The sequence below is a fragment of the Pseudomonas sp. SK3(2021) genome (assembly GCF_016772375.1).
Taxonomy (GTDB): Bacteria; Pseudomonadota; Gammaproteobacteria; order Pseudomonadales; family Pseudomonadaceae; genus Aquipseudomonas; species Aquipseudomonas chlororaphis_I.
In genome coordinates this window covers 5,173,402-5,196,088 of the sequence record NZ_CP061943.1, presented here as the reverse complement: position 1 = coordinate 5,196,088, position 22,687 = coordinate 5,173,402, and the positions used below count along the sequence as shown (strand labels likewise).

Here is a 22,687-nt window from a genome sequence, read left to right as displayed (position 1 = left end):
GCGGGTCGTTAGCTCAGTTGGTAGAGCAGTTGGCTTTTAACCAATTGGTCGTAGGTTCGAATCCCACACGACCCACCATTTTCTAGCAGTATTTAAAATCCGAAAGGCCCACGAAAGTGAGGATTTTCGGGTTTTTTTTTGCCTGCAGAAAAGTCCGGATCGGGTCTGGAGAGTGTGCAGAGCCATTACCAGCCTGTAGCTGTCTGGGGCGAGTCCTGGATTCGAGCCGGCTCGAATCGATGCTGTGCTGGAGCAAATCCTGAATCTCGTCCGTAAAGACCATCCATCGGCTGGTCGGTGTGCCTTACAGCGGAGTCAGGACATTCATCACGGTGTCCAGGGCCACGCGGGTGTCGTCCAGTTGCACCAGCGAGGCATGCCGGGCGCCGAGGGCGTCGCGATTCTTGATGGCGGTCAGGATCGCCTTGTGCCGGGGCAGGCTGAGGCGCTGGATGTCGGGGCGGCGGTTGGTGATGCTGATGGACTCGCGCAGCGGCAGCGACAGCATGTTGCACATGTAGGCGAGCAGGTCGTTGCGGGTGGCGTCGGCGATCGCCCGGTGGAAATCCAGGTCAGCCTGCAAGAGCTCCTCGTGGGTCTTGGCGGTCTCCATGGACTGGTAGGCTTTCTCGATCACCGCGATGTCCGGGTCGGTCGCGGTGGTGGCGGCCATGGCGGCGATTTCCGGCTCGAGGATGCGGCGTACGCCGGCCAGGGTATTGAAGAACTCGCTGTGAGGTGTCGACTGCATCAACCAGGACAGCACGTCCGGGTCCAGCAAATGCCATTTCGCCCGTGGCCGTACCACCGCGCCGACCCGTGGCTTGGAGTACACCAGGCCCTTGGCGCTGAGCACACGGGTGGCTTCGCGCAGCACCGAGCGGCTGACCTGGTATTCCTCACACAGCGTTGCCTCCAAGGGCAATCTATCTTCCGGCTTGAAGCGTCCGGAGACGATGTGCATGCCCAAATCCTGAACGATCCGGGCATGCATGCTCTTACGGGGTTTGGAAGGCTGGTGATCCATAACAGGGAGGCTGCTCTGAAGAAATTGGCTGCATCATAACATCGCTCCCGTCTCTATCAGGCGCTCCTGCATGCCTGAGTCGGTGGGCGGCGGGCCCGCATCAGCCTCCTCAGTGGGAATGCCGCGGGACCTCGGCGCCCCGGCAGCCCACCAGGAAATCGAAGTCGCAGCCCTGGTCCGCCTGCAGTACGTGGTCGATGTACAACTGGCGATAGCCGCCGACGATCAGCGACTGCGGTGCCTGCAGATCGGCCATGCGCGCCGCCAGTTCTTCCTCCGGGATGTCCAGGTGCAGGCGTCCGCCGGCACAGTCCAGCTCGATCCAGTCGCCTTCCTTCACCGCTGCCAACGGGCCGCCGGCCGCCGCTTCCGGCGCCACGTGCAGGACCACCGTGCCATACGCCGTGCCGCTCATGCGCGCGTCGGAAATCCGTACCATGTCGGTCACGCCCTGGGCCAGCAACTTGGCCGGCAAGCCCATGTTGCCTACCTCCGCCATGCCGGGGTAACCCTTGGGGCCGCAGTTCTTCATCACCAGGATCGAGTCGGCGTCGACCTCCAGTTCCGGGTCGTTGATCCGCGCCTTGTACATGTCGAAGTTCTCGAACACCACCGCGCGGCCGCGATGCTGCATCAGTTCGGCGCTGGCGGCGGAAGGCTTGAGCACGGCGCCCAGCGGCGCCAGGTTGCCGCGCAACACACAGATGCCGCCGTCCGCGCGGATCGGGTTGTCCAGGGTGCGGATCACTTGGTCCTGGCCATAGATCGGTGCCTCCCGGGTGTTTTCGCCGATGGTTCTGCCGTTGACCGTCAGTGCATCCGGGTGGGGAATCAGCTTGGCTTCGCCGAGGCGGCGCAACACCGCAGGCAGGCCGCCGGCATAGTAGAACTCTTCCATCAAGAAGCGCCCGGACGGTTGCAGGTCGACAATGGTCGGCATGCTGCGACCGATGCGGGTCCAGTCGTCGAGGTCGAGTTCGACGCCGATGCGCCCGGCGATGGCTTTCAGGTGAATCACCGCGTTGGTCGAGCCGCCGATGGCGGCGTTGACGCGGATGGCATTTTCGAACGCCTCTTTGGTGAGGATCTTCGACAGCCTCAAGTCTTCGCGAACCATCTCCACCGCGCGCATGCCGGACATGTGCGCCAGCACATAACGGCGGGCATCGACCGCCGGGATCGCCGCGTTGTGGGGCAGGGAAGTGCCCAGGGCCTCGGCCATGCAGGCCATGGTCGAGGCGGTGCCCATGGTGTTGCAGGTACCCGCCGAGCGCGACATGCCGCCTTCGGCCGCAAGGAAGTCATCGAGGGTGATGGTGCCGGCCTTGACCTGTTCGCTGAGCTGCCACACCACGGTACCCGAACCTATGTCCTGGCCCTTGTGCTTGCCATTGAGCATCGGTCCGCCGGTGACGACGATGGCCGGCACGTCGCAACTGGCCGCGCCCATCAGCAGTGCCGGCGTGGTCTTGTCACAACCGGTCAGCAGCACCACGCCATCGATTGGGTTGCCACGAATGGCCTCCTCGACATCCATGCTGGCCAGGTTGCGGGTGAGCATGGCGGTCGGGCGCAGGTTCGACTCGCCGTTGGAGAACACCGGGAACTCCACCGGAAAGCCGCCGGCCTCGATCACCCCGCGTTTGACATGCTCGGCAATCTGGCGGAAGTGCGCGTTGCACGGGGTCAGCTCCGACCAGGTGTTGCAGATGCCGATGATGGGCTTGCCATGGAACTGGTGGTCGGCGATGCCCTGATTCTTCATCCAGCTGCGGTACATGAAGCCGTTCTTGTCGGCCGTGCCGAACCAGTGGGCGGAGCGCAGGTTGGGTTTCTTATCAGACATGGTCAGATCTCTTATTGTAAGACTATATTGTTCTGGTCTGGCCATAACATAAGCGCAAAATCATGGGTTTGGAAGTATTGTTGGTTAAATAGTAATACTATATAGTCGTTTCAACTGAGGTATGACCCTGGCGGTTTTCCGCGAGAGGCGTCCCCGGGCTTCTATAAAAACAACAATCGGAGACCGATCCCATGAGCCAGGAGCTGCGGCTTGTCCGGCGCATCACGCTGAAACTGATTCCCTTCCTGATCCTGCTGTACCTGATCGCCTACGTGGATCGTTCCGCCGTCGGCTTCGCCAAGTTGCACATGGGCGCCGATATCGGCATCGGCGACGCGGCCTATGGGTTGGGCGCCGGCCTGTTCTTCATCGGCTACTTCCTCCTGGAAATCCCCAGCAACCTGATGCTCGACCGCTTCGGCGCACGGCGCTGGTTCGCGCGGATCATGATCACCTGGGGTGCCATCACCATCGGCATGGCGTTTGTCCAGGGCCCCTACAGCTTCTATCTGATGCGCTTTCTGCTCGGCGCGGCGGAAGCCGGGTTCTTCCCCGGCGTTCTCTACTACATCACCCAATGGTTCCCGGTGCGCCATCGCGGCAAGATCCTCGGGCTGTTCATCCTGTCCCAACCCATCGCGATGATGATCACCGGCCCGGTGTCCGGCGGCCTGCTGGGCATGGATGGCATCCTTGGCCTGCACGGCTGGCAGTGGCTGTTCATCGTCATCGGCACGCCGGCGATCCTGCTGACCTGGCCGGTGCTGCGTTACCTGCCCGACGGCCCGCAGCAAGTCGCCTGGATGGACCCGGCCGAGAAGGCCTGGCTCACCGGCGAGCTGAACAAGGACCTGCAGGCGTACGGCCAGACCCGCCACGGCAATCCGCTGCACGCCCTCAGGGACAAGCGGGTGTTGCTGCTGGCGCTGTTCTATCTGCCGGTGACCTTGAGTATTTATGGCCTGGGCCTGTGGTTGCCGACGTTGATCAAGCAGTTCGGCGGCAGCGACCTGGCCACTGGGTTCGTGTCCTCGGTGCCGTACTTCTTCGGGATCGTCGGCTTGCTGGTGGTGCCGCGCAGTTCCGACCGCCTGAATGATCGCTACGGCCACTTGGCGGTGCTCTATGTGCTGGGTGCGATCGGCCTGTTCCTCAGCGCCTGGCTGTCGGCGCCGCAGCTGCAACTGGCGGCCCTGTGCCTGGTGGCCTTCGCGCTGTTTTCCTGCACCGCGGTGTTCTGGACCTTGCCCGGGCGTTTTTTTGCCGGCGCCAGCGCGGCGGCGGGGATCGCCCTGATCAACTCGGTGGGCAACCTGGGCGGCTACATCGGTCCGTTCGTGATCGGCGCGCTCAAGCAGTACACCGGCAGCCTGGCGTCGGGGTTGTACTTCCTGTCCTGCGTGATGCTGTTCGGCGTGCTGCTGACGGGCGTGGTCTATCGGTTGCTCGAGCGCAGGCACGTGCTGCCGGTCGAGCAGTTCGCCGCCAGTGCCCGCGGCGCCACACGTACTTAATGGCCTAGAGGAGAAAGTTCATGCGTTTAGTGCAGTTCGAATTGAATAACGGCGAGCGTCGGGTCGGCGTGGTCGAGGATGCTCTGGTTCGTGAAGTGCAAGCGGTGGGCACGGTGCGCGAGCTGGCGCTGGCGGCCATCGAGGCGGGTGTCGGCTTGCGCCAGCAGGTGCAAAGCCTCGGCCTGGGCATCAGCCACGACTACGCCGAGCTGCTGGCGAGCCTGAGGATCCTGCCGCCGCTGGATCATCCGGACCGGGCGCACATGCTGGTCAGCGGCACCGGGTTGACCCACCTGGGCAGCGCCGCGGCACGGGACAAGATGCACCAGCAGGGTGCTGACGACACGACGCTGACCGACACCATGCGTATCTTCAAGTGGGGCGTGGAGGGGGGTAAGCCCGCCGCCGGTCAGGCCGGCGTGCAACCGGAATGGTTCTACAAGGGCGACGGTAGCATCGTCGTGCGTCCGGGCCAGGCCTTCAGCCTGCCGGCCTTTGCCGAAGACGCCGGCGAAGAGCCGGAAATCGGCGGCCTGTATGTCATCGGCCATGACGGCAAGCCTTATCGCCTGGGGTTCGCGCTGGGCAACGAGTTCTCCGATCACGTGATGGAGCGCAAGAACTATCTCTACCTGGCCCATTCCAAATTGCGCAGTTGCAGCTATGGTCCTGAACTCAGGGTCGGCGAGCTGCCCCGGCACCTGGCGGGCAGCAGCCGCATTCTGCGCAATGGCCAGGTGCTGTGGCAGAACGAGTTCCTCAGTGGCGAGGCCAATATGTGCCACAGCCTGGAGAACCTCGAGTACCACCATTTCAAATACCGCCAGTTCCTGCGGCCGGGGGATGTGCACATCCACTTCTTCGGCACTGCGACCCTGTCGTTCGCGGACGGCATCCGCACGCAGCCGGGGGACGTATTCGAAATCAGCCAGGCGGCGTTCGGCGCGCCATTGATCAACGGTATTGCCGGTGTCGACGCGGTGCTGGCGCCCGGTTGCGTAGGCGCCCTTTAAGCAGGCGCTCTTCAAGCAGACAAGCAGTCGAGGAGACAGGCATGACCCAGGTTTTTGGCCACAACTACATCGGCGGCCAGCGCAGCGCCGCCGGCACCGTCATTCTTCACAGCATCGACGCCAGCACCGGCGAAGCCTTGCCCCAGGCGTTCTACCAGGCCACGGCGCAGGAAGTCGAGGCTGCCGCCATCGCTGCCGCGGCGGCCTATCCGGCCTATCGCACCCTGAGTGCGCAGCGGCGCGCGCAATTCCTGGAGGCGGTGGCGGACGAGCTGGACGCGCTGGACGATGAGTTCATCGCCCTGGTCTGCCGGGAAACCGCATTGCCCCCCGCGCGGATCCAGGGCGAGCGCAAGCGTACCAGTGGCCAGATGCGGCTGTTCGCCGAGGTGCTGCGGCGCGGCGATTTCTACGGCGCGCGTATCGATCGGGCGCTGCCCGAGCGCCAGCCGCTGCCGCGTCCGGACCTGCGCCAGTACCGCATCGGCCTGGGGCCGGTGGCGGTGTTTGGCGCGAGCAACTTTCCCCTGGCGTTTTCCACGGCGGGCGGCGACACCGCGGCAGCGCTGGCAGCCGGTTGCCCCGTGGTGTTCAAGGCCCACAGCGGGCACATGGCGACCGCCGAGCGGGTCGCCGATGCGATCATCCGGGCGGTCGAGGCCTGCGGGATGCCCGCCGGCGTGTTCAACATGATCTTCGGCGCCGGCGTCGGCGAAGCGCTGGTCAAGCATCCGGCGATCCAGGCGGTCGGTTTCACCGGCTCGCTCAAGGGCGGGCGAGCGCTGTGCGACATGGCGGCGGCGCGCCCGCAGCCGATCCCGGTGTTTGCCGAGATGTCGAGCATCAATCCGGTGATCGTGTTACCCCAGGCGCTGCAAGCGCGGGCGGAAACGGTCGCCCGCGACCTGACCGCGTCGGTGGTGCAGGGCTGCGGCCAGTTCTGTACCAACCCGGGCCTGGTGATCGGCATTCGCTCGCCGCAGTTCGCGGCCTTCACCGAGCAGGTCGCCCGGCTGATCGGCGATCAACCGGCGCAGACCATGCTCAACGCCGGCACCTTGAGCAGCTACGGCAAGGGGTTGCAAAAGCTTCTGGCGCATCCGGGCATCGAGCACCTGGCCGGCGATCCGCAAGCTGGCAACCAGGCGCGGCCACAGTTGTTCAAGGCGCGTGCCAGCCTGCTGGTCGATGGCGATGAAGTGCTGCAGGAAGAAGTGTTCGGCCCAACCACCGTGTTCGTCGAAGTGGCCGACCAGGCGCAGCTCGTCGCCGCCTTGAACGGCCTGCGCGGGCAACTGACGGCGACCCTCATTGGCGAGCCCGCGGACTTCGCGCAGTTCGGCGAGTTGACCGGGTTGCTGGAGCAGAAGGTCGGCCGCATCCTGATCAACGGTTACCCGACCGGTGTCGAGGTCTGTGACGCGATGGTGCACGGTGGGCCTTTCCCGGCCACCTCCGATGCCCGCGGCACGTCGGTGGGGACCCTGGCCATCGAACGTTTCCTGCGCCCGGTGTGTTTCCAGAACTACCCCGACAACCTGTTGCCAGATGCCTTGAAGAACGCCAACCCTCTGCGTATCCAGCGCCTGGTGGATGGACGGCCATCGCGCGACAGCCTGTAACGCGGGGCGGCCAATGTCTGCCTGAAAACAACAACAATGCAGGAGGTTTCATGTCGTGGACCGCGCTGACCACACACCGTGCGCAGCTTGGCGAAGGGCCGTTCTGGGATGCGCCGAGCCAGGCCCTGTATTGGGTCGACATTGCCGGCCGGCAGGCATTGCGCCTGTGCGGCGAACAACTGCAGGCCTGGCAATTGCCGGAACCGGTGTCGGCCTTCATCCCCTGTGAGCGCGGCGATGCGCTGGTGACCTTGAGCAGCGGCGTGTACCGCCTCGACCTCGGTTCCGCCCCCGCGGCACCGCGCCTGAGCCTGCTCTGCGTGGCCGATCCGCAACCGGGCAACCGCGCCAACGAGGCCCGTTGCGACGCCCAGGGCCGGCTCTGGCTGGGCACCATGCAGAACAATATCGGCGAGCGGGGTGAAGACCTTCCCGTGCTGCGGCGTTCCGGTGGCCTGTTCCGCATCGATGCCCAGGCGCGCGTCACGCCTCTGCTCCAGGGCCTGGGGATTCCCAATACCTTGCTGTGGAGCGAGGACGCCAGCCGCCTGTATTTTGCCGACAGCCTGGACGGCACGCTGTATCAGTACCCGATCGCCAGCGATGGCCGGCTCGAACCGGCGCGCAGCTGGTTCGGGCCACACCCGCGTGGCGTCCCGGACGGTTCGGCGATGGACGCCCAGGGCTATGTCTGGAATGCCCGCTGGGACGGCGGCTGCCTGCTCAGGCTGGCGCCCGACGGCGAGGTCGATCGGGTGCTCGAGCTGCCGGTCAGCCGGCCCACCAGTTGCGTGTTCGGCGGCGCGGACCTCAAGACCCTGTACATCACCAGCGCGGCCAGCCCGCTCGATCATCCTCTGGACGGTGCGGTGCTGGCCGTCCAGGTCGATACCCCAGGGAACCCCGGTCATCGATTTGCCGGTTGAGGTTTCAGGCTGAAACCTGTGTGCAACGAGCTGTGTGCAACGAAGCCATTTGGAACGAGCTATGAAAACAACAACAAGGAGTCACCTTATGAATCGTCGTCGTGGGATCCGTTACCTGTGTTGTGCCGCCCTGGCCATGTCGGCCGCCAGCCTGAGCTGCCTGCTGCTCGCCGCCGAGCCGGTGAAGATCGGTTTCCTGGTCAAGCAGGCGGAGGAACCCTGGTTCCAGACCGAATGGGCCTTTGCCGAAAAGGCCGGTAAGGACAAGGGCTTCACCGTGATCAAGATCGCCGTGCCGGACGGCGAGAAAACCCTGTCGGCGATCGACAGCCTCGCCGCCAACGGTGCCAAGGGCTTCGTGATCTGCCCGCCGGACGTGTCCCTGGGGCCGGCGATCATGGCCAAGGCCAAGCTCAACGACTTGAAAGTGATTGCCGTCGACGACCGTTTTGTCGATGCCAAGGGCCAGTTCATGGAAGACGTGCCCTACCTGGGCATGGCCGCGTTCGAGGTGGGGCAGAAGCAGGGCGCCGCCATGGCCGGCGAAGCGAAGAAGCGCGGCTGGGACTGGAAGGACACCTACGCGGTGATCACCACCTACAACGAACTCGACACCGGTAAAAAACGCACCGACGGCTCGGTCAAGTCCCTGGAGGAAGCCGGCCTGCCCAAAGAGCACATCCTCTTTGCGCCGCTCAAGACCCTCGACGTGCCGGGCAGCATGGACGCCACCAACTCGGCGCTGGTCAAGCTGCCCAGCGGGGCGAAGAACCTGATCATCGGCGGGATGAACGACAACAGTGTGCTGGGCGGTGTGCGCGCCACGGAAAGCGCCGGCTTCGCCGCGGCCAATGTGATCGGCATCGGCATCAACGGCACGGACGCCATCGGCGAGTTGAAGAAACCCGACAGCGGCTTCTTCGGCTCGATGCTGCCCAGCCCGCACATGGAGGGCTACAACACCGCGAGCATGATGTTCGAGTGGGTCACCACCGGCAAGGAACCGCCCAAGTACACGGCGATGGACGACGTGACGCTGATCACCCGGGACAACTTCAAGCAAGAACTGGAAAAGATCGGCCTGTGGAACTGAGGACCGGTGATTTTCCCCGGCGGCCCTTTCGACCGGGCCGCCTGACTTGACGAGGTGGCTATGCACGCGCAACTGAATGAACGACAACACAGCGCCGGCGCCAGTTTGTGTTTCAACGGCATCGGCAAGATTTTCCCCGGGGTCAAGGCGCTGGACGGCATCAGCTTCACCGCCCGGCCGGGGCAGGTGCACGCCCTGATGGGCGAGAACGGCGCAGGCAAGTCGACCTTGCTGAAGATTCTCGGTGGCGCCTACACGCCCAGCAGCGGCAGTGTGCAGATCGGCGAGCAGGCCATGGCGTTCAAGTGCGCGGCCGACAGCATTGCCTGCGGGGTCGCGGTGATCCACCAGGAGTTGCACCTGGTGCCCGCCATGAGCGTGGCCGAGAACCTGTTCCTCGGCCATCTGCCGGCCAGTCTCGGGGTGATCGACCGCCGTGCGCTGCGCCAGCAGGCGTTGGCATGCCTCAAGGGGCTGGCCGATGAAATCGATCCCGACGAGAAGGTCGGCCGCCTGTCCCTGGGCCAGCGCCAACTGGTGGAAATCGCCAAGGCGTTGTCCCGTGGCGCTCATGTGATTGCCTTCGACGAGCCCACCAGCAGCCTCTCGGCCCGGGAAATCGAGCGCTTGATGGCGATCATCGGGCGCCTGCGGGACGAAGGCAAAGTGGTGCTGTACGTGTCCCATCGCATGGAGGAGGTGTTCCGGATCTGCGATGCGGTGACGGTGTTCAAGGACGGCCGCTACGTGCGCACCTTCGAGGACATGAGCGCATTGACCCACGACCAGTTGGTCACTTGCATGGTCGGTCGCGACATCCAGGACATCTACGATTACCGCCCCCGGCCCCGCGGCGCGGTGGCGCTCAAGGTCGACGGCCTGCTGGGGCCGGGCCTGCGTGCCCCGTTGAGTTTCCAGGTGCACCAGGGCGAGGTGCTCGGCCTGTTCGGCCTGGTCGGCGCGGGGCGTACCGAGCTGCTGCGCCTGCTCGGCGGCCTCGAACGGGCAAGCGCCGGAAGCCTGGCACTGTGTGGCGAGGCCCTGCACCTGCGCTCGCCGCGCGATGCCATTGCCGCCGGGGTGCTGCTGTGTCCCGAGGACCGCAAGAAGGAGGGCATCATTGCGCTTTCCAGCGTCGCCGAGAACATCAACATCAGCGCGCGCGGCGCCCATTCGAGCTTTGGCTGGCTGTTGCGCGGCGGCTGGGAGAAGGGCAACGCCGACAAGCAGATCAAGGCGTTGAAGATAAAGACACCCAATGCGGCGCAGAAAATCGTCTACCTGTCCGGCGGCAATCAGCAGAAGGCCATCCTCGGCCGCTGGCTGTCGATGCCGATGAAAGTCCTGCTGCTCGACGAACCCACGCGCGGCATCGATGTCGGCGCCAAGGCCGAGATCTACCAGATCATCCATGACCTGGCGGCCAGCGGCATCGCGGTGATCGTGGTGTCCAGCGACCTGATGGAAGTGATGGGCATCTCCGACCGCATCCTGGTGCTGTGCGAGGGTGCGCTGCGCGGCGAAAAGAGCCGCGAACAGGCCAATGAATCCAACCTGCTGCAACTGGCTTTGCCGCGCCAACGCGCCGACGGCCTGGAGAACTGAAGAGGTGAACATGACAATTCAAGACAACGCGTTGCCGACGGCGCGCAAACCCCTGGACCTGCGTGGCCTGCTCGATAACTGGGCGATGCTGTTGGCGGCGGTGGGGATCTTCGTGCTCTGCACCTTGCTCATCGACAACTTCCTCTCGCCGCTGAACATGCGCGGCCTGGGCCTGGCCATTTCCACCACCGGCATCGCCGCCTGCACCATGCTCTATTGCCTGGCGTCCGGGCATTTCGACCTGTCGGTCGGTTCGGTGATCGCCTGTGCCGGGGTCGTCGCGGCCGTGGTGATGCGCGACACCGACAGCGTGTTGCTCGGGGTGGGCGCCGCGCTGCTGATGGGGCTGCTGGTCGGGCTGATCAATGGCATCGTGATTGCCAAGCTGCGGGTCAATGCGCTGATCACCACTCTGGCGACCATGCAGATCGTCCGTGGCCTGGCCTATATCTTCGCCAATGGCAAGGCGGTCGGCGTATCCCAGGAGCAATTCTTCGTCTTCGGCAATGGCCAGTTGTTCGGGGTGCCGGTGCCGATCCTGATCACCATCGGCTGCTTCCTGTTTTTCGGCTGGCTGCTCAACTACACCACCTACGGGCGCAACACCATGGCCATCGGCGGCAACCAGGAAGCGGCGCTGCTGGCCGGGGTCAACGTCGACCGCACCAAGATCGTCATCTTCGCCGTGCACGGGGTGATCGGCGCGCTGGCCGGGGTGATCCTGGCATCGCGCATGACCTCCGGCCAGCCGATGATCGGCCAGGGGTTCGAGCTGACAGTGATTTCCGCCTGTGTGCTGGGCGGGGTGTCGTTGAGCGGCGGGATTGGCATGATCCGCCATGTGATCGCCGGGGTATTGATTCTGGCGATCATCGAAAACGCGATGAACCTGAAAAACATCGACACCTTCTACCAGTACGTGATCCGTGGTTCGATCCTGCTGCTGGCGGTGGTCATCGACCGCATGAAACAACGCTGATTCCGGGGGGCTTCGTCGCCGGCCACTGCCTTGCCGGGGCGGCAGGGCAGTGGCGGCTGCCGCTTTTTTAGTCGGTGGAGAACTTCAGGACGGTGTCCTGGTTGTAGACCTGGCCGGGGTTCAGCCGGGTGCTGGGGAAGTCCGGCTGGTTGGGCGAATCGGGGAAGTGCTGGGTCTCCAGGGTGAACCCACCCCAGTGACTGTAGGTCTTGCCCGCCTTGCCCTTGAGCGTGCCGTCGAGGAAGTTGCTGGTGTAGAACTGCACCCCGGGTTCGCTGGTGTAGAGCTGCAAGCGACGACCGGAGCGAGGGTCGCGCACCTCGGCGGCGAGCTGGCCGACATTGCCCTTGGCGTCGAGCACCCAGTTGAAGTCGAAGCCGCCCTGTTTCGGCTCGGCGAACTTGAGCTGCGGATGATCGTCCTTGATGTGCTGGCCGATGGCGGTCGGTTGCCGGAAGTCCATCGGCGTGCCGGCGACCGGAGCCCGTTCGCCGGTCGGAATCAGCTTGGCGTTGACCGGCGTGTAGTGGCTGGCGTGCAAGGTGGCGAGCTGGGCGAGCACATCGCCGTTACCGGCGCCAGCGAGGTTGAAGTAACTGTGGTTGGTGAGGTTCAGCACCGTGGGTTTGTCGGTGGAGGCGCTGTACTCGATGCGCAGCTCGTTGTTGTCGTTGAGGCTGTAGGTGACCTCGACCTGCAGGTTGCCGGGAAAGCCCATTTCGCCGTCTTTGGACAGGTAGCTCAAGGTCACCCCGACAGCGTCCTTGCGCTTGATCGGCCGGGCTTTCCAGACGCGCTTGTCGAAGCCCTGGGCGCCGCCATGCAGCGAGTTCGGGCCGTCGTTGAGGGGCACCTGGTAACGCTGGCCGTCCAGCTCGAACGTCCCGCCGGCCAGGCGATTGCCGTAGCGGCCGATGGTGGCGCCGAAGAACGCGGTGCCGCGCTGATAACCCTGGACGTCGTCGAAGCCCAGGACCACGTCGTCGAAGGCGCCGTTCTTATCCGGCACCTTCAACGATTGCAGGACCGCGCCGTAGGTGATGACCGTGGCTTGCAGGCCATGGCTGTTGCGCAACACATATTGCTCGACGGCGGTGCCCTCGAGGGTCGTGCCAAAGGCCTTGTGTTCGCTGGACAGGCCCGCGGCCTGGGCGCCGAGGCTGGCGAGCAGCAGCGACAGGCCGAGGCTGGAAAGCCGGTAGGGAGAGTGCGGCATGGTTGAACTTCCTTTTGTTGTTCTGAATGGAATAGTTCTACTAATTTGCAGTTTTACTGGTTTCATCGACAAATCTATCGCCTTGAGTGGCTTTTTTACAATATAAAATAAGACTAATTAGGTTGGCGTAGCATGGATACAGGCATGCTCCGCTGGCCCGGACCGATAATGATCACTGCGCAGGAACCGTCATATGAACAATGAGAAAGGGGCTGGCATGCAGGCCGTGTACGCGGATCTCAACGACAAGACTGTATTGATTTCCGGTGGCGCCTCGGGCATTGGCGAAGCCCTGGTTTGCGCTTTTGCACAGCAGGGCGCCAGGGTTGCGTTCGTGGACATGGCGCAAAGCCAGGGCGAGGCGTTGGCGGCCCGGTTATCGGCGCAGGGCCATCGTGTCGAGTTCGCGCACTGCGACATCACCGACGAGGTCGCTTACCAGGCCGCGATCGGACGCTTCGCGCAGACGCTGGGGCCTGTCACGGTGCTGGTGAACAATGCCGCCAATGACGTGCGGCACAGCCTGGAGGAGGTCGACTCTTCGAAATTCGACAAGCTCATCTCGGTCAATCTCAAGCACGCCTTTTTCGCCAGCCAGGCGGTGGTGCCGATGATGAAGGCCGCCGGCGCCGGCAGCGTGATCAACCTGGGGTCCATCGGCTGGATGATGGCCTCCAGCGGGTACCCGGTCTATGCGGCCAGCAAGGCGGCCACCCACGGTTTGACCCGGGCCCTGGCGCGGGAATTGGGGCCCTGGCGGATCCGGGTCAACACCCTGGTGCCCGGCTGGGTGATGACCGAAAAACAGCTGGCGTTGTGGGTGGACGATGCCGCCCGCGAGCTGATCAGCCGCAGCCAGTGCCTGCCGGGCAGCGTGGAGCCCGGGCATATCGCGCAGATGGCGCTGTTCCTGGCGTCCGATGCGTCCGCCATGTGCTCGGCGCAAAACTTCATCGTCGATGGCGGCTGGGTATAGCACCCGGCGAACGACGCCGTGGCCCCGCCGGAATGACGGCGAGTTGTCGGCGGGCAGGGCTCAAGCAGAAGGCGGCTGGAAGGGGTTCAAGGCGCAGCACAGACTGATAGACAGGCCGCCTGGGGGCTCGCCCCCCTGCTGCCGGGGCTCAAGGCGCCGATGCCGGCTGGGCGGATCGGCGTGTTCGCCAGCGGCATGCCTGGCCTGTTCATCGACCTTCGATACGCAGCGGCAGGCTGTCGATCACCTGAGACAGCGCTTGCTCCAGTTCCGCCTCTTCTTTTTTTACCCGTTCCGGGTTTCTTCGGCGTTGCCGGTATTCGCTGGGGCTGGCGCCGGCGAACTGCTTGAAGGCGCGGGCGAAGTAGGACGGGTCCTTGAAGCCGACCTCATAGCCGATGCTGGTGATGGGCATCTGGCTGTTGTCGAGCAGATTCTTGGCGCAATCCATGCGTTTGCTCAGGATGTAATCCATGAATCCCAGGCCATGGACCTCCTTGAACAGCCGGCTGAAGCGAAACGTGGTCATGCCACAGCGCTTGGCCAGCTCTTTCTGGTCGATGCTTTCCCGAAAGTTCTGCTCGATGTACAGCAGCACATCGCTGAGTGCCTGATGTTTCTGGTGCTCTACGGTCAGCCGGATGCTGTCCGGCAGGGACGGGCCGTGTTCGATCTGCAGCGTCTTGTTGCCGGGGCCGCTGCCGTGGCGCAGTTCGCAGAGCTGCTTCAGTGCATGCAGGAAACGCCGGATCTCGGCACTCGAGAGCGGGAGCACCATGTACTCCCAGACCCGCGAACGCATGGCCCAGACCGCAAGTTCTTCGGAGTGCTGCACCGTGAACATGGCGATGGGAATGGAGGGAATCTTGTGTTTGATCTCCAGCAACAGATTGAGCCCCGGCATGTCCGGGCGGTCATAGTGCATGCAGATCATGTCCGGTAGAGGATGCATGTCCTTTTCGGGCGGAGACGCGTCTTTCGACACCCGGCAATCGCAGGTTGGGCGAAACAGCGCGATCAGTTCTTCAGAGGATCGGTCGCGCGTGAGGTCGAACCATAAAAGAGAGGGTTTTTGGACCGACTCAGGTTTCATTTCCTTATTCCTTCCTGGTGTCTCGCTGTCACTTCCTGGGCTGTCAGTATCGCCATTGTGCGTTGCGGGCAAAGGATCAAGTTCCGATAGCGCTTCATAAATTTTCTTGATTACCTTCTATGTCTGACAGCGAGATAAGAGTCACAGGCAGCTCCTTGCTGTTGCGATCGCCTTTTCTTGCACCACCGGCCACGGCTGAATCAATTTAGTGTTATATGAGAACAGTTCCTTTTCTGAAAAAACTCCATCTGCCAGGTTTAGTTTCATTGATGGTCTTTGCTGTCTTGCCAAGGGGCGCAAAAAAGTCCTAGAAACCGACAATAAACTCCTAACTCTTTCTGTTAGCCCCTGACTAGGATTCAGTCAGGCGGCACAAATACTGATCGCCTTGAAGCAACTTTACCTATATGAGGTGAACAAGATGAAACTGCAAACAATCAAAACTTCGGTGCTGGCCTTCATCAAGGATGAAGAGGGTTTGACCATCGTGGAATATGCGGTGGCCGGTGGTCTGATTACGCTGGGAGCCGTTGCCGCGTTCGTGACGCTGGGAGGCAACGTGAGCACCGCCATTACCAGCCTGGGTTGTGCCGTTCAGGGTGTCGTGTGCTAACGACAGCCGTTGTGCCGAGTCCTCAGCCCAAGACTGGAGCTGCTTGTTGCTCGTACGCAGCCAGACTTCTCGGGTCTGGCTGCGAAGAGCGGTTTCCCTCGGGCTGAGGCCGTACCTGTGGTGCATGTGTGTTTCCGCCGTTTTTCTGTCTGATCCCGCCTGGACAGGATGGAGCCTTCTCAATCGGTCTGTGCAGTCAGCGCACAGTACATGACGGATGGCTCCAGTCTTGGTTTCGAACGAGACAAATCGTCAAGTGACCTTTGGCCGAGCACGGCTCCATCGCTCTGCAACGGCCTGCAAATTCTCTTTGCAGCTTCTGGAGTATCGTCGCTGTATTGCTCGCGTGAAGATCAAATCCTGATATGGAAGCCTCGATTTACTTCGTTTCGCACTATGGTTTGGGCGCAGCGAACACCGCCGGGGCTTTTGTCTTTGTCGGCTAGTGGCTCAGGCCGGTCTCGTATCGAGGGCAAGTCTGTTTCAAGGCGGCGCTTCAATTATTCCTTCCTTAGATAAGCCATCTGTTCCTTGGGATGTGTTGTTCCCGGTGCTTTTTTGCATCTTTCAACAACAGCAATAAAGTCCTAACGATCAGCAAAAAACTCCTAACCCTCCCAGTGCTCCCCTGACTAATGTTCAACCAGGCAGTGCACAAGGGCTGCTCTTAAACAAAAACAATTGAGTGAGGTGGAAAAATGAATCTGCAATCGATCAAGACTTTGGTCATCAAGTTCGCCAAAGACGAAGACGGCCTGACCATTGTGGAATATGCAGTGGCCGGTGGCCTGATCACTTTGGGCGCTGTTGCCGCGTTTGTGACTCTGGGCGGTAACGTGAGCACCGCCATTACCAGCCTGGGATGCGCTGTCCAGGGAGTCGTCTGCTAATACGCCAACTTCCACCGAGGGCTGCAGTCATGGGCAAAGAGCAATTATTCGTTGTTGCATTAATGCTGGGGCTGCTGGGGATTGCGGTGGTGAGCGATCTTCGTCGCCACCGTATTCCCAACCTCTTGGTGCTGTTGGGGCTGGGACTGGGGATTGCCAGCCAGGTCTATTCCTCAGGCGTCATCGGGTTTGGTTATGGATTGTTGGGCATGTCGATCGGTTTTGCCGTTTTTCTTCCTCTGTACGCCTTTGGCGGGATGGCGGCCGGCGACGTCAAGCTCATGGCCATGGTTGGCACTTTTCTCACTCCGCAGCACGCCCTCTGGGCTGCATTTTTCAGCCTGATCGCCGGCGGCGCGTGCGGGGTATTGATCGTGTTGGTACGTGGTCAAGTTCAACGGACCATGGGGCGCTACTGGCAGATGGTGAGAGCCAAGGCCTATTTCCCGCCGGCGGATGATGAAGTGGCCGGCAAACCCTTTCCTTATTCGGTTGCGATCCTGCTCGGCACATTGGCCAGCTTTTACTGGTTGCCCCTTGGCCAGTAGCTCAGGAGAACATTATGTACGCCATCAGTAACAGCCGTCCGACCGGCAATGACCGGGAAGCAGTGCAGCGACTGGCTCCACAGCCACGCACGATCCTCGAGACCGGGCTGGCGGACAATTTCCTCGGAGACCTGGTCTGCAAGCATCTGCACGATGCGGGCGTACTGGACATGCCTCGACTGGTCGAGCGCCTGGCGCTGACGGGGGCGGTGGTTGAAGAAGTCCTGACCTTCCTGCGCCAGGATCATCGGGTCGAGATCCTTGGCCAGGCCGCTGGCCAGGGCTTGCGCTACGGGCTGACCGAGCGCGGCCGCAATGCTGCCCGCGATGCCTTGTCGCGCAGTGGTTATATCGGCGCGGCGCCCTTTCCGGTGAGCGCCTACCGCTCGCTGATCAAGGTCCAGACCATTCACCATGGCCGTATCAGCGCCCGGGACATGCAGGCGTCCTTCGGCTCCATGGTGCTGGCCCAGAACATGCTCGATCAACTGGGCGTGGCCCTGAATTCCGGGCGCGCCATCATGATTTACGGGCCGGCGGGGACGGGCAAGACCTACGTCAGCAGCCGGTTGATCCGGCTGTTTTCCGAGTCCATCTGGGTGCCCCATGCCATTGCGATCAACGATGCGGTGATCGAGATCTACGACCCCCAGGTACACCGGCGTCTGGATGTCGGCGATGCGCAGAACAGCCTGATGCTCAATGAGGGGATCGACCGTCGGCTCCTGTGCTGTGAACGGCCGATCATCATCACCGGCGGCGAGCTGACCATGGAACAGCTGGATATCCGCTACGACCCCTTCACTCGCCAGTACCAGGCGCCGTTGCAGCTCAAGGCCAGTAATGGCCTGTTCGTCATCGACGACATGGGGCGCCAGCGCATGGCCCCCGCGGAGTTGCTCAATCGCTGGATCGTACCGATGGAGGAGAAACGCGACTTCCTCAACCTTGGCGGCGGTCGGCACTGCGAGTTGCCGTTCGACCTGATCCTGGTGTTTTCCACCAACCTGAACCCGTTGGAACTGGCCGACGAGGCGTTCCTGCGGCGCATTGGCTACAAGCTGCAGTTCGGCTACCTCAAGCCCGAGGAGTACGAACGTATCTGGATTCAAGAGACAGAGCGCCTGAACATCCAATACGACCCGCTGCTGTTGCGCTACGTCCTGGATGAGCTCTATGGCGCTGAAAACATGCCGCTGGTGCCTTGCCACCCACGGGATCTCTTGAGCATGGCGCTCGATCGCCAGCGTTATGTGGGCGCCAGCGGGCCGCTGTCAACCCTGGAACTGGAGTGGGCTTGGCACAGCTACTTCGTCCAGCTCGATTTTCTTTGAGTAAGGAGATTTCGACATGAGTTCTCGTACTTTCACTCTGGTGGCCTTGTCCGTGGTTCTGGGCCTGGGCGCGGCATGGATGGCCAACACCTGGCTCAATGCAAGGCTCAACGCCACCCCCGACGATAACCAGCGGAACGTGGTGGTGGCGACCGTGGAAATCGCTTTCGGGCAAATGGTCGAGCCACAGCAGGTCGCACTGGTCCGCATGCCCAAGGAGACGGTGCCCGAGGATGCTTTCGACGCGACCGAGAAGGTCGTGGGCAAGATCGCCACCTTCTCCATGCTGCGTGGCGACATCCTGCGCGGCGCGCGCCTGGCCGAACACTTGGGCGGCAGCACCCTGGCGTCGCTGATCGAACCCACCAAGCGTGCAATCTCGGTCCGGGTGGACGACGTGGTCGGCGTGGGCGGGTTCCTGTTACCGGGTAACCGGGTCGACGTGCTGGCTACCCGGCAGACCGGCAATACCGGCGATGCCGAATCCAAGACCATCCTGGAAGACCTGCGGGTGCTGGCAGTGGACCAGACGGCCAGTACCGACAAGACCCAACCGGTGGTCGTGCGCGCCGTGACCCTGGAAATGACCCCCCAGCAGGCCGAGGAATTGGTCAAGGGGATGGCCGCCGGCAAGCTGCAACTGGCCCTGCGCAACCCGCTGGACAACCAGAAGCAACCGGCGATGGTCGAGCCGGTCGCCATGATCCAGGAAGTGCCTGCCCCTCCGGTGGTTCGGCCGATTGTCCGGCGTCGTGCCAGCGGCGATAGCGGGATCACGGTGATTCGTGGGATCGAGGTCAACGTTGTGAAGTCCCAGCTGTAAATGATCGGGTACGACATAGACGAACAATGAGGGCTTGATGATGAGCGTGCGTATCCAACAGCCATTGAGTGCATTTCCACGGCAGCAGCGCGGCGCAATGCTGGTACTGGTAGTGATTGCCCTGGCCGCGATGCTGCTGATGGGGGCCCTGGCGCTGGATGGCGGCCATATGCTGGTGAACAAGTCCCGCCTGCAAAATGCGGTGGATGCCGCGGCGCTGAGCGGTGCCAAGACGCTCAGCACGGTCATGGGCGCGACAGGGGCCGCGAGCCTGACGCAGACCGCCGCGCTCAATACCCTGACCTTGAATGCCAACGCCAGCGGCAATCAGGAGCTGGCCGCCGCCATCAACAACAATGTCGGCGATTTTGCCACGGTGGAGTTGGCGTCCACTGTCTATGGACCTTTCTCTTTCCCGGGGCCGGCCAATGCGAGCTATGTGCGGGTGACGGTCACCAACTATTCCCTGGCCGGATTCTTCTGGGGCATCTTTCAGACCCTGGGCAATGGTGTCGGTAACAAGTTTGTGAGCGCGGTGGCTACCGCCGGGCCAAGTCCCACCAGCCCTTGCGACCTCACGCCGCTGATGGTGTGCGGCGATCCAACGAAAAACAGCCCGTCTACCGGGATGTTCTGGGGGTTCCAGTTTGGCGATGCGCAGGTGTTGAAAACCGCCGCAGGCAACAGCTCGCCGATTGGCCCCGGCAACTTCCAGCTGCTCGATTTCGGCTCGGGCGGCAGCACGGTCAGGCAGGGGCTGGCAGGTGGCATCAACCAGTGCAACAGCGTCGGCTCGAATGTCCAGACCAAGCCGGGGAACACCGTCGGGCCTGCCTCGCAGGGCCTCAATACGCGCTTCAACGAGTATTCCGGCGGTCTCAAGGCGGCGGACTATCCACCGGACCTGGTGATCACGGCCAACCCCAAGTCGTTCACTTACGACGATGCGCTCAAGCAGATCCAGTACAACAATCAGGCGGTGACCTCGAGCAGCGGCAATTTGTCCGCGGGCGGCAGCGCCTTGTACGACTACAACGACTGGGTACAGGACGCAGCCAACTGCGTTGCCGGCGGCGGTGGTGGCTGCCAGAACGGCGGGGTGTTCGAACGGCGGATCATCAAGATCGTGATCGGTGACTGCACGGGCAAGAACGACGGGGCGTCGTCGATACCGGTGCTGGGGTTTGGTTGCTACTTCGTCCTGCAGCCGGCTTCGCAAAAGGGCAATGAGTCACAGATATTCGGTCAGTTCGAGAAGGTGTGCGAAGGCGACAACGTGCCGGGCCCCAACCCGGCCAGTACCAGCGGGCCGCAGATCATCCAGCTGTACAAGACCTACATCGACAACAGCCAGACGCCAAGTACCGACTCTTAGGAGGCTTTATGGGACGCACAGGATTCAGATCGCCGCGCAGCCAAGGCGGATTGGCGATGGTGGAGCTGGTGTTGACGCTGCCGCTGCTGCTGTTGCTGATGCTGGCCTTCGCCGAGTTCGGTCGCATGTTGTTCCAGTACAACAGCCTGATGCAGGCCAGTCGCGACGCCGGGCGTTATGTCGCTGACAAGGCGTGGAACGCCACCCTCGGCAAGCTCGACATGAGCGGCACGCTGCAGACCCAGGCCAAGAACGTCGCGGTCTATGGCGTGCCGGCCAACCCCAATGGCTATCCGGCGGTGGTGCCGGGGCTGACGCCGGCGAATGTCGCGGTCACCGCGGTGGGGGCCGAACACGTCCAGGTCAGCATTACCTACACCTATGTACCGGTGATCGGCAGTGCCTTGCCGGCCTTGTATGGCAGCAGCGTGCCGTTGGGCCTGGCCTTGACTTCCACTGTCGTCATGAGGGCCTTGTGATGAACGTCAAAGGTATGCGTGGGCTGTACACCGTCGAGTTCGCGATCACCAGCCTGGTGCTGTTCACCGTGCTGTTCGGTGTGCTGGAAATGGGCCGGCTGTACTTCACGGTCAATGCCCTGAATGAAACCGTGCGCCGCGGCGCCCGCCTGGCGGCGGTGTGCGATATCCAAGATCCGGTGATTCTGCGTCGGGCGATGTTCAACGCTTCTACCGACGGCGGTCCGAGCAGCCTGCTCAATAACCTGACGTCCGCCAACCTGAACCTGGTTTATCTGGACGCCAACGGCGCGACAGTCGCCAGCCCCAACGATCTGAGCGGCAGCAACGGCTTTGTCGCCATTCGGTATGTCCAGCTACAGGTATCCAATTTCAGTTTCAATCTGCTGATTCCTGGGTTCAACGGGGTGTTTGTCCTACCGGTATTCAGGTCGACCGTGCCACGTGAAAGCCTCGGTCGGCAGCCCCAGGCAGCAGTCACACCGGAGATCACACCATGTTGAGTACCCGAGAAGCGCCCGTCGCTGCTGCTACTGAAAAGCAAGGCAAGCGCCTGCTGATCAGTGGGCGCGACGCAACGACCTTGAATCATCTGAAAGCGTTGAGCCAGGGGCTGCCGAATCTGCAGGTCAGCACTCGCCTGGTGAGCAACGGGCATACCGATCCGCTGTATGGGCTGGAGCAGATGCCCGACTTCCTGCTGTTGCGCGTCAGCCACCTGTGGCGTGAAGAGCTGGCGGCCTTGTTGCAGCATCCGCTCAAGGAGCGCCCACCGCTATTGGTCTGCGGCCCGCTGGATGAGCGCGAGGGCATGCGCCTGGCGATGCAGGCCGGCGCCCGGGACTTTCTCCCCGAGCCGGTAGCGGCAGAAGAGTTGCAGGCGGCCATCGGCCGTATGCTCATGGAGGCCAACGCGGAGCTGGGGATCGGTGGCAAGCTGATTGCGGTGATGAATGCCAAAGGCGGTTCGGGAGCCTCGATGCTGGCTTGCAACCTGGCGCATCAGCTCGCCACCCGCGGTGGCAGGACCCTGCTGCTGGACCTGGACCTGCAGTTCGGCAGCGTGGCGCATTGCCTGGACGTGGTGCCTGCCCACAGCCATGTGGATGTGCTGAAGCAGGTCGAGTCCCTGGACAGCATCGCCTTGCGTGGCTATTGCAACCACTTCAGCCCGACCCTGCATGTGCTGGGCGGGCGTACCGGGGAGCTGTGCCTGACCCAGGATGTGCACCTGGACCAGCTGGAAAAACTGTTGCGCCTGGCCCGTGGCACCTACGACTGGGTGGTGGTGGATCTGCCGCGACAGATCGATCACCTCACCGGCGTCACGCTTGAACAGGCCGATCGCATCTACGTCGTGTTGCAGCAGAGCCTGAGCCACCTGAAGGATGGCACCCGCCTGACCCGCATCCTGCGCGACGACCTGAATGTGCAGAGCAACCGGATACAGGTGGTGGTCAACCGCTACAACAAGGCCTCGCCGGTGAGCCTCAAGGATGTTACCGATGCCCTGCGCTGCACGAACCTGCAAACCCTGCCCAATGACTATGCGGTGGTCAGCGAGAGTCAGAACACCGGTGTGCCGCTTGAGCTGCACGCTCCACGTTCGGGGGTGACCCAGGCCCTGCGTGAGCTGACCCAGAACCTGATCGGAATCGAGGTCGCCGAGAAGAGTTTGTTCAAACGTACCTTCAATCGTCTGTTCGGAGGCTAGG

At 62.7% G+C, this 22,687-nt stretch carries 21 protein-coding genes and 1 tRNA gene; 18 read left to right on the top strand and 4 right to left on the bottom strand.

Features of this window, described 5'->3' with window-relative positions:
• Window positions 1-2: 2 nt before the first annotated feature.
• Window positions 3-78 (top strand) — tRNA-Lys (locus tag IF690_RS22810).
• A gap of 226 nt (window positions 79-304) precedes the next feature.
• On the opposite strand, the gene IF690_RS22805 is transcribed toward IF690_RS22810, so the two are convergent.
• Window positions 305-1,027 (bottom strand): FadR/GntR family transcriptional regulator, encoded by a 723-nt coding sequence (locus IF690_RS22805; protein WP_009050459.1) that lies wholly within the window; start codon window positions 1,025-1,027, stop codon window positions 305-307.
• A gap of 109 nt (window positions 1,028-1,136) precedes the next feature.
• Window positions 1,137-2,873, bottom strand: a complete 1,737-nt coding sequence (locus IF690_RS22800) for an IlvD/Edd family dehydratase (RefSeq protein ID WP_202697487.1) — start codon at window positions 2,871-2,873, stop codon at window positions 1,137-1,139.
• Between the two features lie 191 nt (window positions 2,874-3,064).
• On the opposite strand from IF690_RS22800, the gene IF690_RS22795 reads away from it, so the two are divergent.
• From IF690_RS22795 to araH, 7 genes are all read left to right on the top strand, one after another.
• The gene (locus IF690_RS22795) at window positions 3,065-4,387 is read left to right on the top strand and encodes an MFS transporter (RefSeq protein ID WP_202697486.1); all 1,323 of its coding nucleotides are present in this window, start codon (window positions 3,065-3,067) and stop codon (window positions 4,385-4,387) included.
• 20 nt (window positions 4,388-4,407) lie between these two features.
• Window positions 4,408-5,400: an AraD1 family protein gene (gene araD1, locus IF690_RS22790; protein WP_202697485.1), complete on the top strand. Its 993-nt coding sequence runs from the start codon at window positions 4,408-4,410 to the stop codon at window positions 5,398-5,400.
• A gap of 41 nt (window positions 5,401-5,441) precedes the next feature.
• On the top strand, window positions 5,442-7,022 hold the full coding sequence (locus IF690_RS22785; protein ID WP_202697484.1) for an aldehyde dehydrogenase (NADP(+)): 1,581 nt from the start codon (window positions 5,442-5,444) through the stop codon (window positions 7,020-7,022).
• A gap of 50 nt (window positions 7,023-7,072) precedes the next feature.
• Complete coding sequence (locus tag IF690_RS22780) at window positions 7,073-7,948, top strand: SMP-30/gluconolactonase/LRE family protein (RefSeq protein ID WP_202697483.1); 876 nt, start codon at window positions 7,073-7,075, stop codon at window positions 7,946-7,948.
• 88 nt (window positions 7,949-8,036) lie between these two features.
• Window positions 8,037-9,041 carry a substrate-binding domain-containing protein gene (locus IF690_RS22775; protein WP_202697482.1) on the top strand — a complete coding sequence of 335 codons (1,005 nt, stop codon included), beginning with the start codon at window positions 8,037-8,039 and terminating at the stop codon, window positions 9,039-9,041.
• A gap of 60 nt (window positions 9,042-9,101) precedes the next feature.
• Complete coding sequence (araG, locus tag IF690_RS22770) at window positions 9,102-10,646, top strand: L-arabinose ABC transporter ATP-binding protein AraG (RefSeq protein WP_202697481.1); 1,545 nt, start codon at window positions 9,102-9,104, stop codon at window positions 10,644-10,646.
• 10 nt (window positions 10,647-10,656) lie between these two features.
• The gene (gene araH, locus IF690_RS22765) at window positions 10,657-11,625 is read left to right on the top strand and encodes an L-arabinose ABC transporter permease AraH (RefSeq protein ID WP_202697480.1); all 969 of its coding nucleotides are present in this window, start codon (window positions 10,657-10,659) and stop codon (window positions 11,623-11,625) included.
• Window positions 11,626-11,692: 67 nt separating this feature from the next.
• Here the strand turns inward: araH and IF690_RS22760 are convergent, their stop codons facing one another.
• Window positions 11,693-12,841, bottom strand: a complete 1,149-nt coding sequence (locus tag IF690_RS22760; protein ID WP_202697479.1) for an aldose epimerase family protein — start codon at window positions 12,839-12,841, stop codon at window positions 11,693-11,695.
• A gap of 193 nt (window positions 12,842-13,034) precedes the next feature.
• On the opposite strand from IF690_RS22760, the gene IF690_RS22755 reads away from it, so the two are divergent.
• Window positions 13,035-13,817, top strand: a complete 783-nt coding sequence (locus IF690_RS22755) for an SDR family NAD(P)-dependent oxidoreductase (RefSeq protein WP_202697478.1) — start codon at window positions 13,035-13,037, stop codon at window positions 13,815-13,817.
• Window positions 13,818-14,025: 208 nt separating this feature from the next.
• On the opposite strand, the gene IF690_RS22750 is transcribed toward IF690_RS22755, so the two are convergent.
• Window positions 14,026-14,910 (bottom strand): helix-turn-helix domain-containing protein, encoded by an 885-nt coding sequence (locus tag IF690_RS22750; RefSeq protein WP_202697477.1) that lies wholly within the window; start codon window positions 14,908-14,910, stop codon window positions 14,026-14,028.
• A gap of 421 nt (window positions 14,911-15,331) precedes the next feature.
• On the opposite strand from IF690_RS22750, the gene IF690_RS22745 reads away from it, so the two are divergent.
• From IF690_RS22745 to IF690_RS22705, 9 genes are all read left to right on the top strand, one after another.
• Complete coding sequence (locus IF690_RS22745; RefSeq protein WP_202697476.1) at window positions 15,332-15,523, top strand: Flp family type IVb pilin; 192 nt, start codon at window positions 15,332-15,334, stop codon at window positions 15,521-15,523.
• 698 nt (window positions 15,524-16,221) lie between these two features.
• A complete protein-coding gene (locus IF690_RS22740) occupies window positions 16,222-16,413 on the top strand; it encodes a Flp family type IVb pilin (RefSeq protein WP_202697475.1) in 192 nt (63 codons plus the stop codon).
• Window positions 16,414-16,442: 29 nt separating this feature from the next.
• Window positions 16,443-16,961, top strand: coding sequence for an A24 family peptidase (locus IF690_RS22735; RefSeq protein WP_202697474.1), 519 nt, complete (start codon window positions 16,443-16,445; stop codon window positions 16,959-16,961).
• A 14-nt stretch (window positions 16,962-16,975) separates the two neighbouring features.
• Window positions 16,976-18,295 (top strand): DUF8689 domain-containing protein, encoded by a 1,320-nt coding sequence (locus IF690_RS22730; RefSeq protein ID WP_202697473.1) that lies wholly within the window; start codon window positions 16,976-16,978, stop codon window positions 18,293-18,295.
• 16 nt (window positions 18,296-18,311) lie between these two features.
• Window positions 18,312-19,118 carry a Flp pilus assembly protein CpaB gene (gene cpaB / locus IF690_RS22725; protein WP_202697472.1) on the top strand — a complete coding sequence of 269 codons (807 nt, stop codon included), beginning with the start codon at window positions 18,312-18,314 and terminating at the stop codon, window positions 19,116-19,118.
• A gap of 37 nt (window positions 19,119-19,155) precedes the next feature.
• On the top strand, window positions 19,156-20,493 hold the full coding sequence (locus tag IF690_RS22720) for a TadE/TadG family type IV pilus assembly protein (protein ID WP_202697471.1): 1,338 nt from the start codon (window positions 19,156-19,158) through the stop codon (window positions 20,491-20,493).
• Between the two features lie 8 nt (window positions 20,494-20,501).
• The gene (locus IF690_RS22715; RefSeq protein WP_023966856.1) at window positions 20,502-20,972 is read left to right on the top strand and encodes a TadE/TadG family type IV pilus assembly protein; all 471 of its coding nucleotides are present in this window, start codon (window positions 20,502-20,504) and stop codon (window positions 20,970-20,972) included.
• Window positions 20,972-21,475: a TadE/TadG family type IV pilus assembly protein gene (locus tag IF690_RS22710; protein WP_023966854.1), complete on the top strand. Its 504-nt coding sequence runs from the start codon at window positions 20,972-20,974 to the stop codon at window positions 21,473-21,475. The genes IF690_RS22715 and IF690_RS22710 overlap by 1 nt, the downstream gene beginning before the upstream one ends.
• Window positions 21,469-22,686, top strand: a complete 1,218-nt coding sequence (locus IF690_RS22705; RefSeq protein ID WP_202697470.1) for an AAA family ATPase — start codon at window positions 21,469-21,471, stop codon at window positions 22,684-22,686. Before IF690_RS22710 ends, IF690_RS22705 begins: the two co-directional genes overlap by 7 nt.
• The last annotated feature ends 1 nt before the right edge of the window (window position 22,687 follow it).

What these genes read in the sequence shown, in the direction of transcription:
- IF690_RS22805 (WP_009050459.1), bottom strand. Translation starts at nt 1,027, where the DNA reads ATGGATCACCAGCCTTCCAAACCCCGTAAGAGCATGCATGCCCGGATC.
- IF690_RS22800 (WP_202697487.1), bottom strand. Translation starts at nt 2,873, where the DNA reads ATGTCTGATAAGAAACCCAACCTGCGCTCCGCCCACTGGTTCGGCACG.
- IF690_RS22795 (WP_202697486.1), top strand. Translation starts at nt 3,065, where the DNA reads ATGAGCCAGGAGCTGCGGCTTGTCCGGCGCATCACGCTGAAACTGATT.
- araD1 (WP_202697485.1), top strand. Translation starts at nt 4,408, where the DNA reads ATGCGTTTAGTGCAGTTCGAATTGAATAACGGCGAGCGTCGGGTCGGC.
- IF690_RS22785 (WP_202697484.1), top strand. Translation starts at nt 5,442, where the DNA reads ATGACCCAGGTTTTTGGCCACAACTACATCGGCGGCCAGCGCAGCGCC.
- IF690_RS22780 (WP_202697483.1), top strand. Translation starts at nt 7,073, where the DNA reads ATGTCGTGGACCGCGCTGACCACACACCGTGCGCAGCTTGGCGAAGGG.
- IF690_RS22775 (WP_202697482.1), top strand. Translation starts at nt 8,037, where the DNA reads ATGAATCGTCGTCGTGGGATCCGTTACCTGTGTTGTGCCGCCCTGGCC.
- araG (WP_202697481.1), top strand. Translation starts at nt 9,102, where the DNA reads ATGCACGCGCAACTGAATGAACGACAACACAGCGCCGGCGCCAGTTTG.
- araH (WP_202697480.1), top strand. Translation starts at nt 10,657, where the DNA reads ATGACAATTCAAGACAACGCGTTGCCGACGGCGCGCAAACCCCTGGAC.
- IF690_RS22760 (WP_202697479.1), bottom strand. Translation starts at nt 12,841, where the DNA reads ATGCCGCACTCTCCCTACCGGCTTTCCAGCCTCGGCCTGTCGCTGCTG.
- IF690_RS22755 (WP_202697478.1), top strand. Translation starts at nt 13,035, where the DNA reads ATGAACAATGAGAAAGGGGCTGGCATGCAGGCCGTGTACGCGGATCTC.
- IF690_RS22750 (WP_202697477.1), bottom strand. Translation starts at nt 14,910, where the DNA reads ATGAAACCTGAGTCGGTCCAAAAACCCTCTCTTTTATGGTTCGACCTC.
- IF690_RS22745 (WP_202697476.1), top strand. Translation starts at nt 15,332, where the DNA reads ATGAAACTGCAAACAATCAAAACTTCGGTGCTGGCCTTCATCAAGGAT.
- IF690_RS22740 (WP_202697475.1), top strand. Translation starts at nt 16,222, where the DNA reads ATGAATCTGCAATCGATCAAGACTTTGGTCATCAAGTTCGCCAAAGAC.
- IF690_RS22735 (WP_202697474.1), top strand. Translation starts at nt 16,443, where the DNA reads ATGGGCAAAGAGCAATTATTCGTTGTTGCATTAATGCTGGGGCTGCTG.
- IF690_RS22730 (WP_202697473.1), top strand. Translation starts at nt 16,976, where the DNA reads ATGTACGCCATCAGTAACAGCCGTCCGACCGGCAATGACCGGGAAGCA.
- cpaB (WP_202697472.1), top strand. Translation starts at nt 18,312, where the DNA reads ATGAGTTCTCGTACTTTCACTCTGGTGGCCTTGTCCGTGGTTCTGGGC.
- IF690_RS22720 (WP_202697471.1), top strand. Translation starts at nt 19,156, where the DNA reads ATGATGAGCGTGCGTATCCAACAGCCATTGAGTGCATTTCCACGGCAG.
- IF690_RS22715 (WP_023966856.1), top strand. Translation starts at nt 20,502, where the DNA reads ATGGGACGCACAGGATTCAGATCGCCGCGCAGCCAAGGCGGATTGGCG.
- IF690_RS22710 (WP_023966854.1), top strand. Translation starts at nt 20,972, where the DNA reads ATGAACGTCAAAGGTATGCGTGGGCTGTACACCGTCGAGTTCGCGATC.
- IF690_RS22705 (WP_202697470.1), top strand. Translation starts at nt 21,469, where the DNA reads ATGTTGAGTACCCGAGAAGCGCCCGTCGCTGCTGCTACTGAAAAGCAA.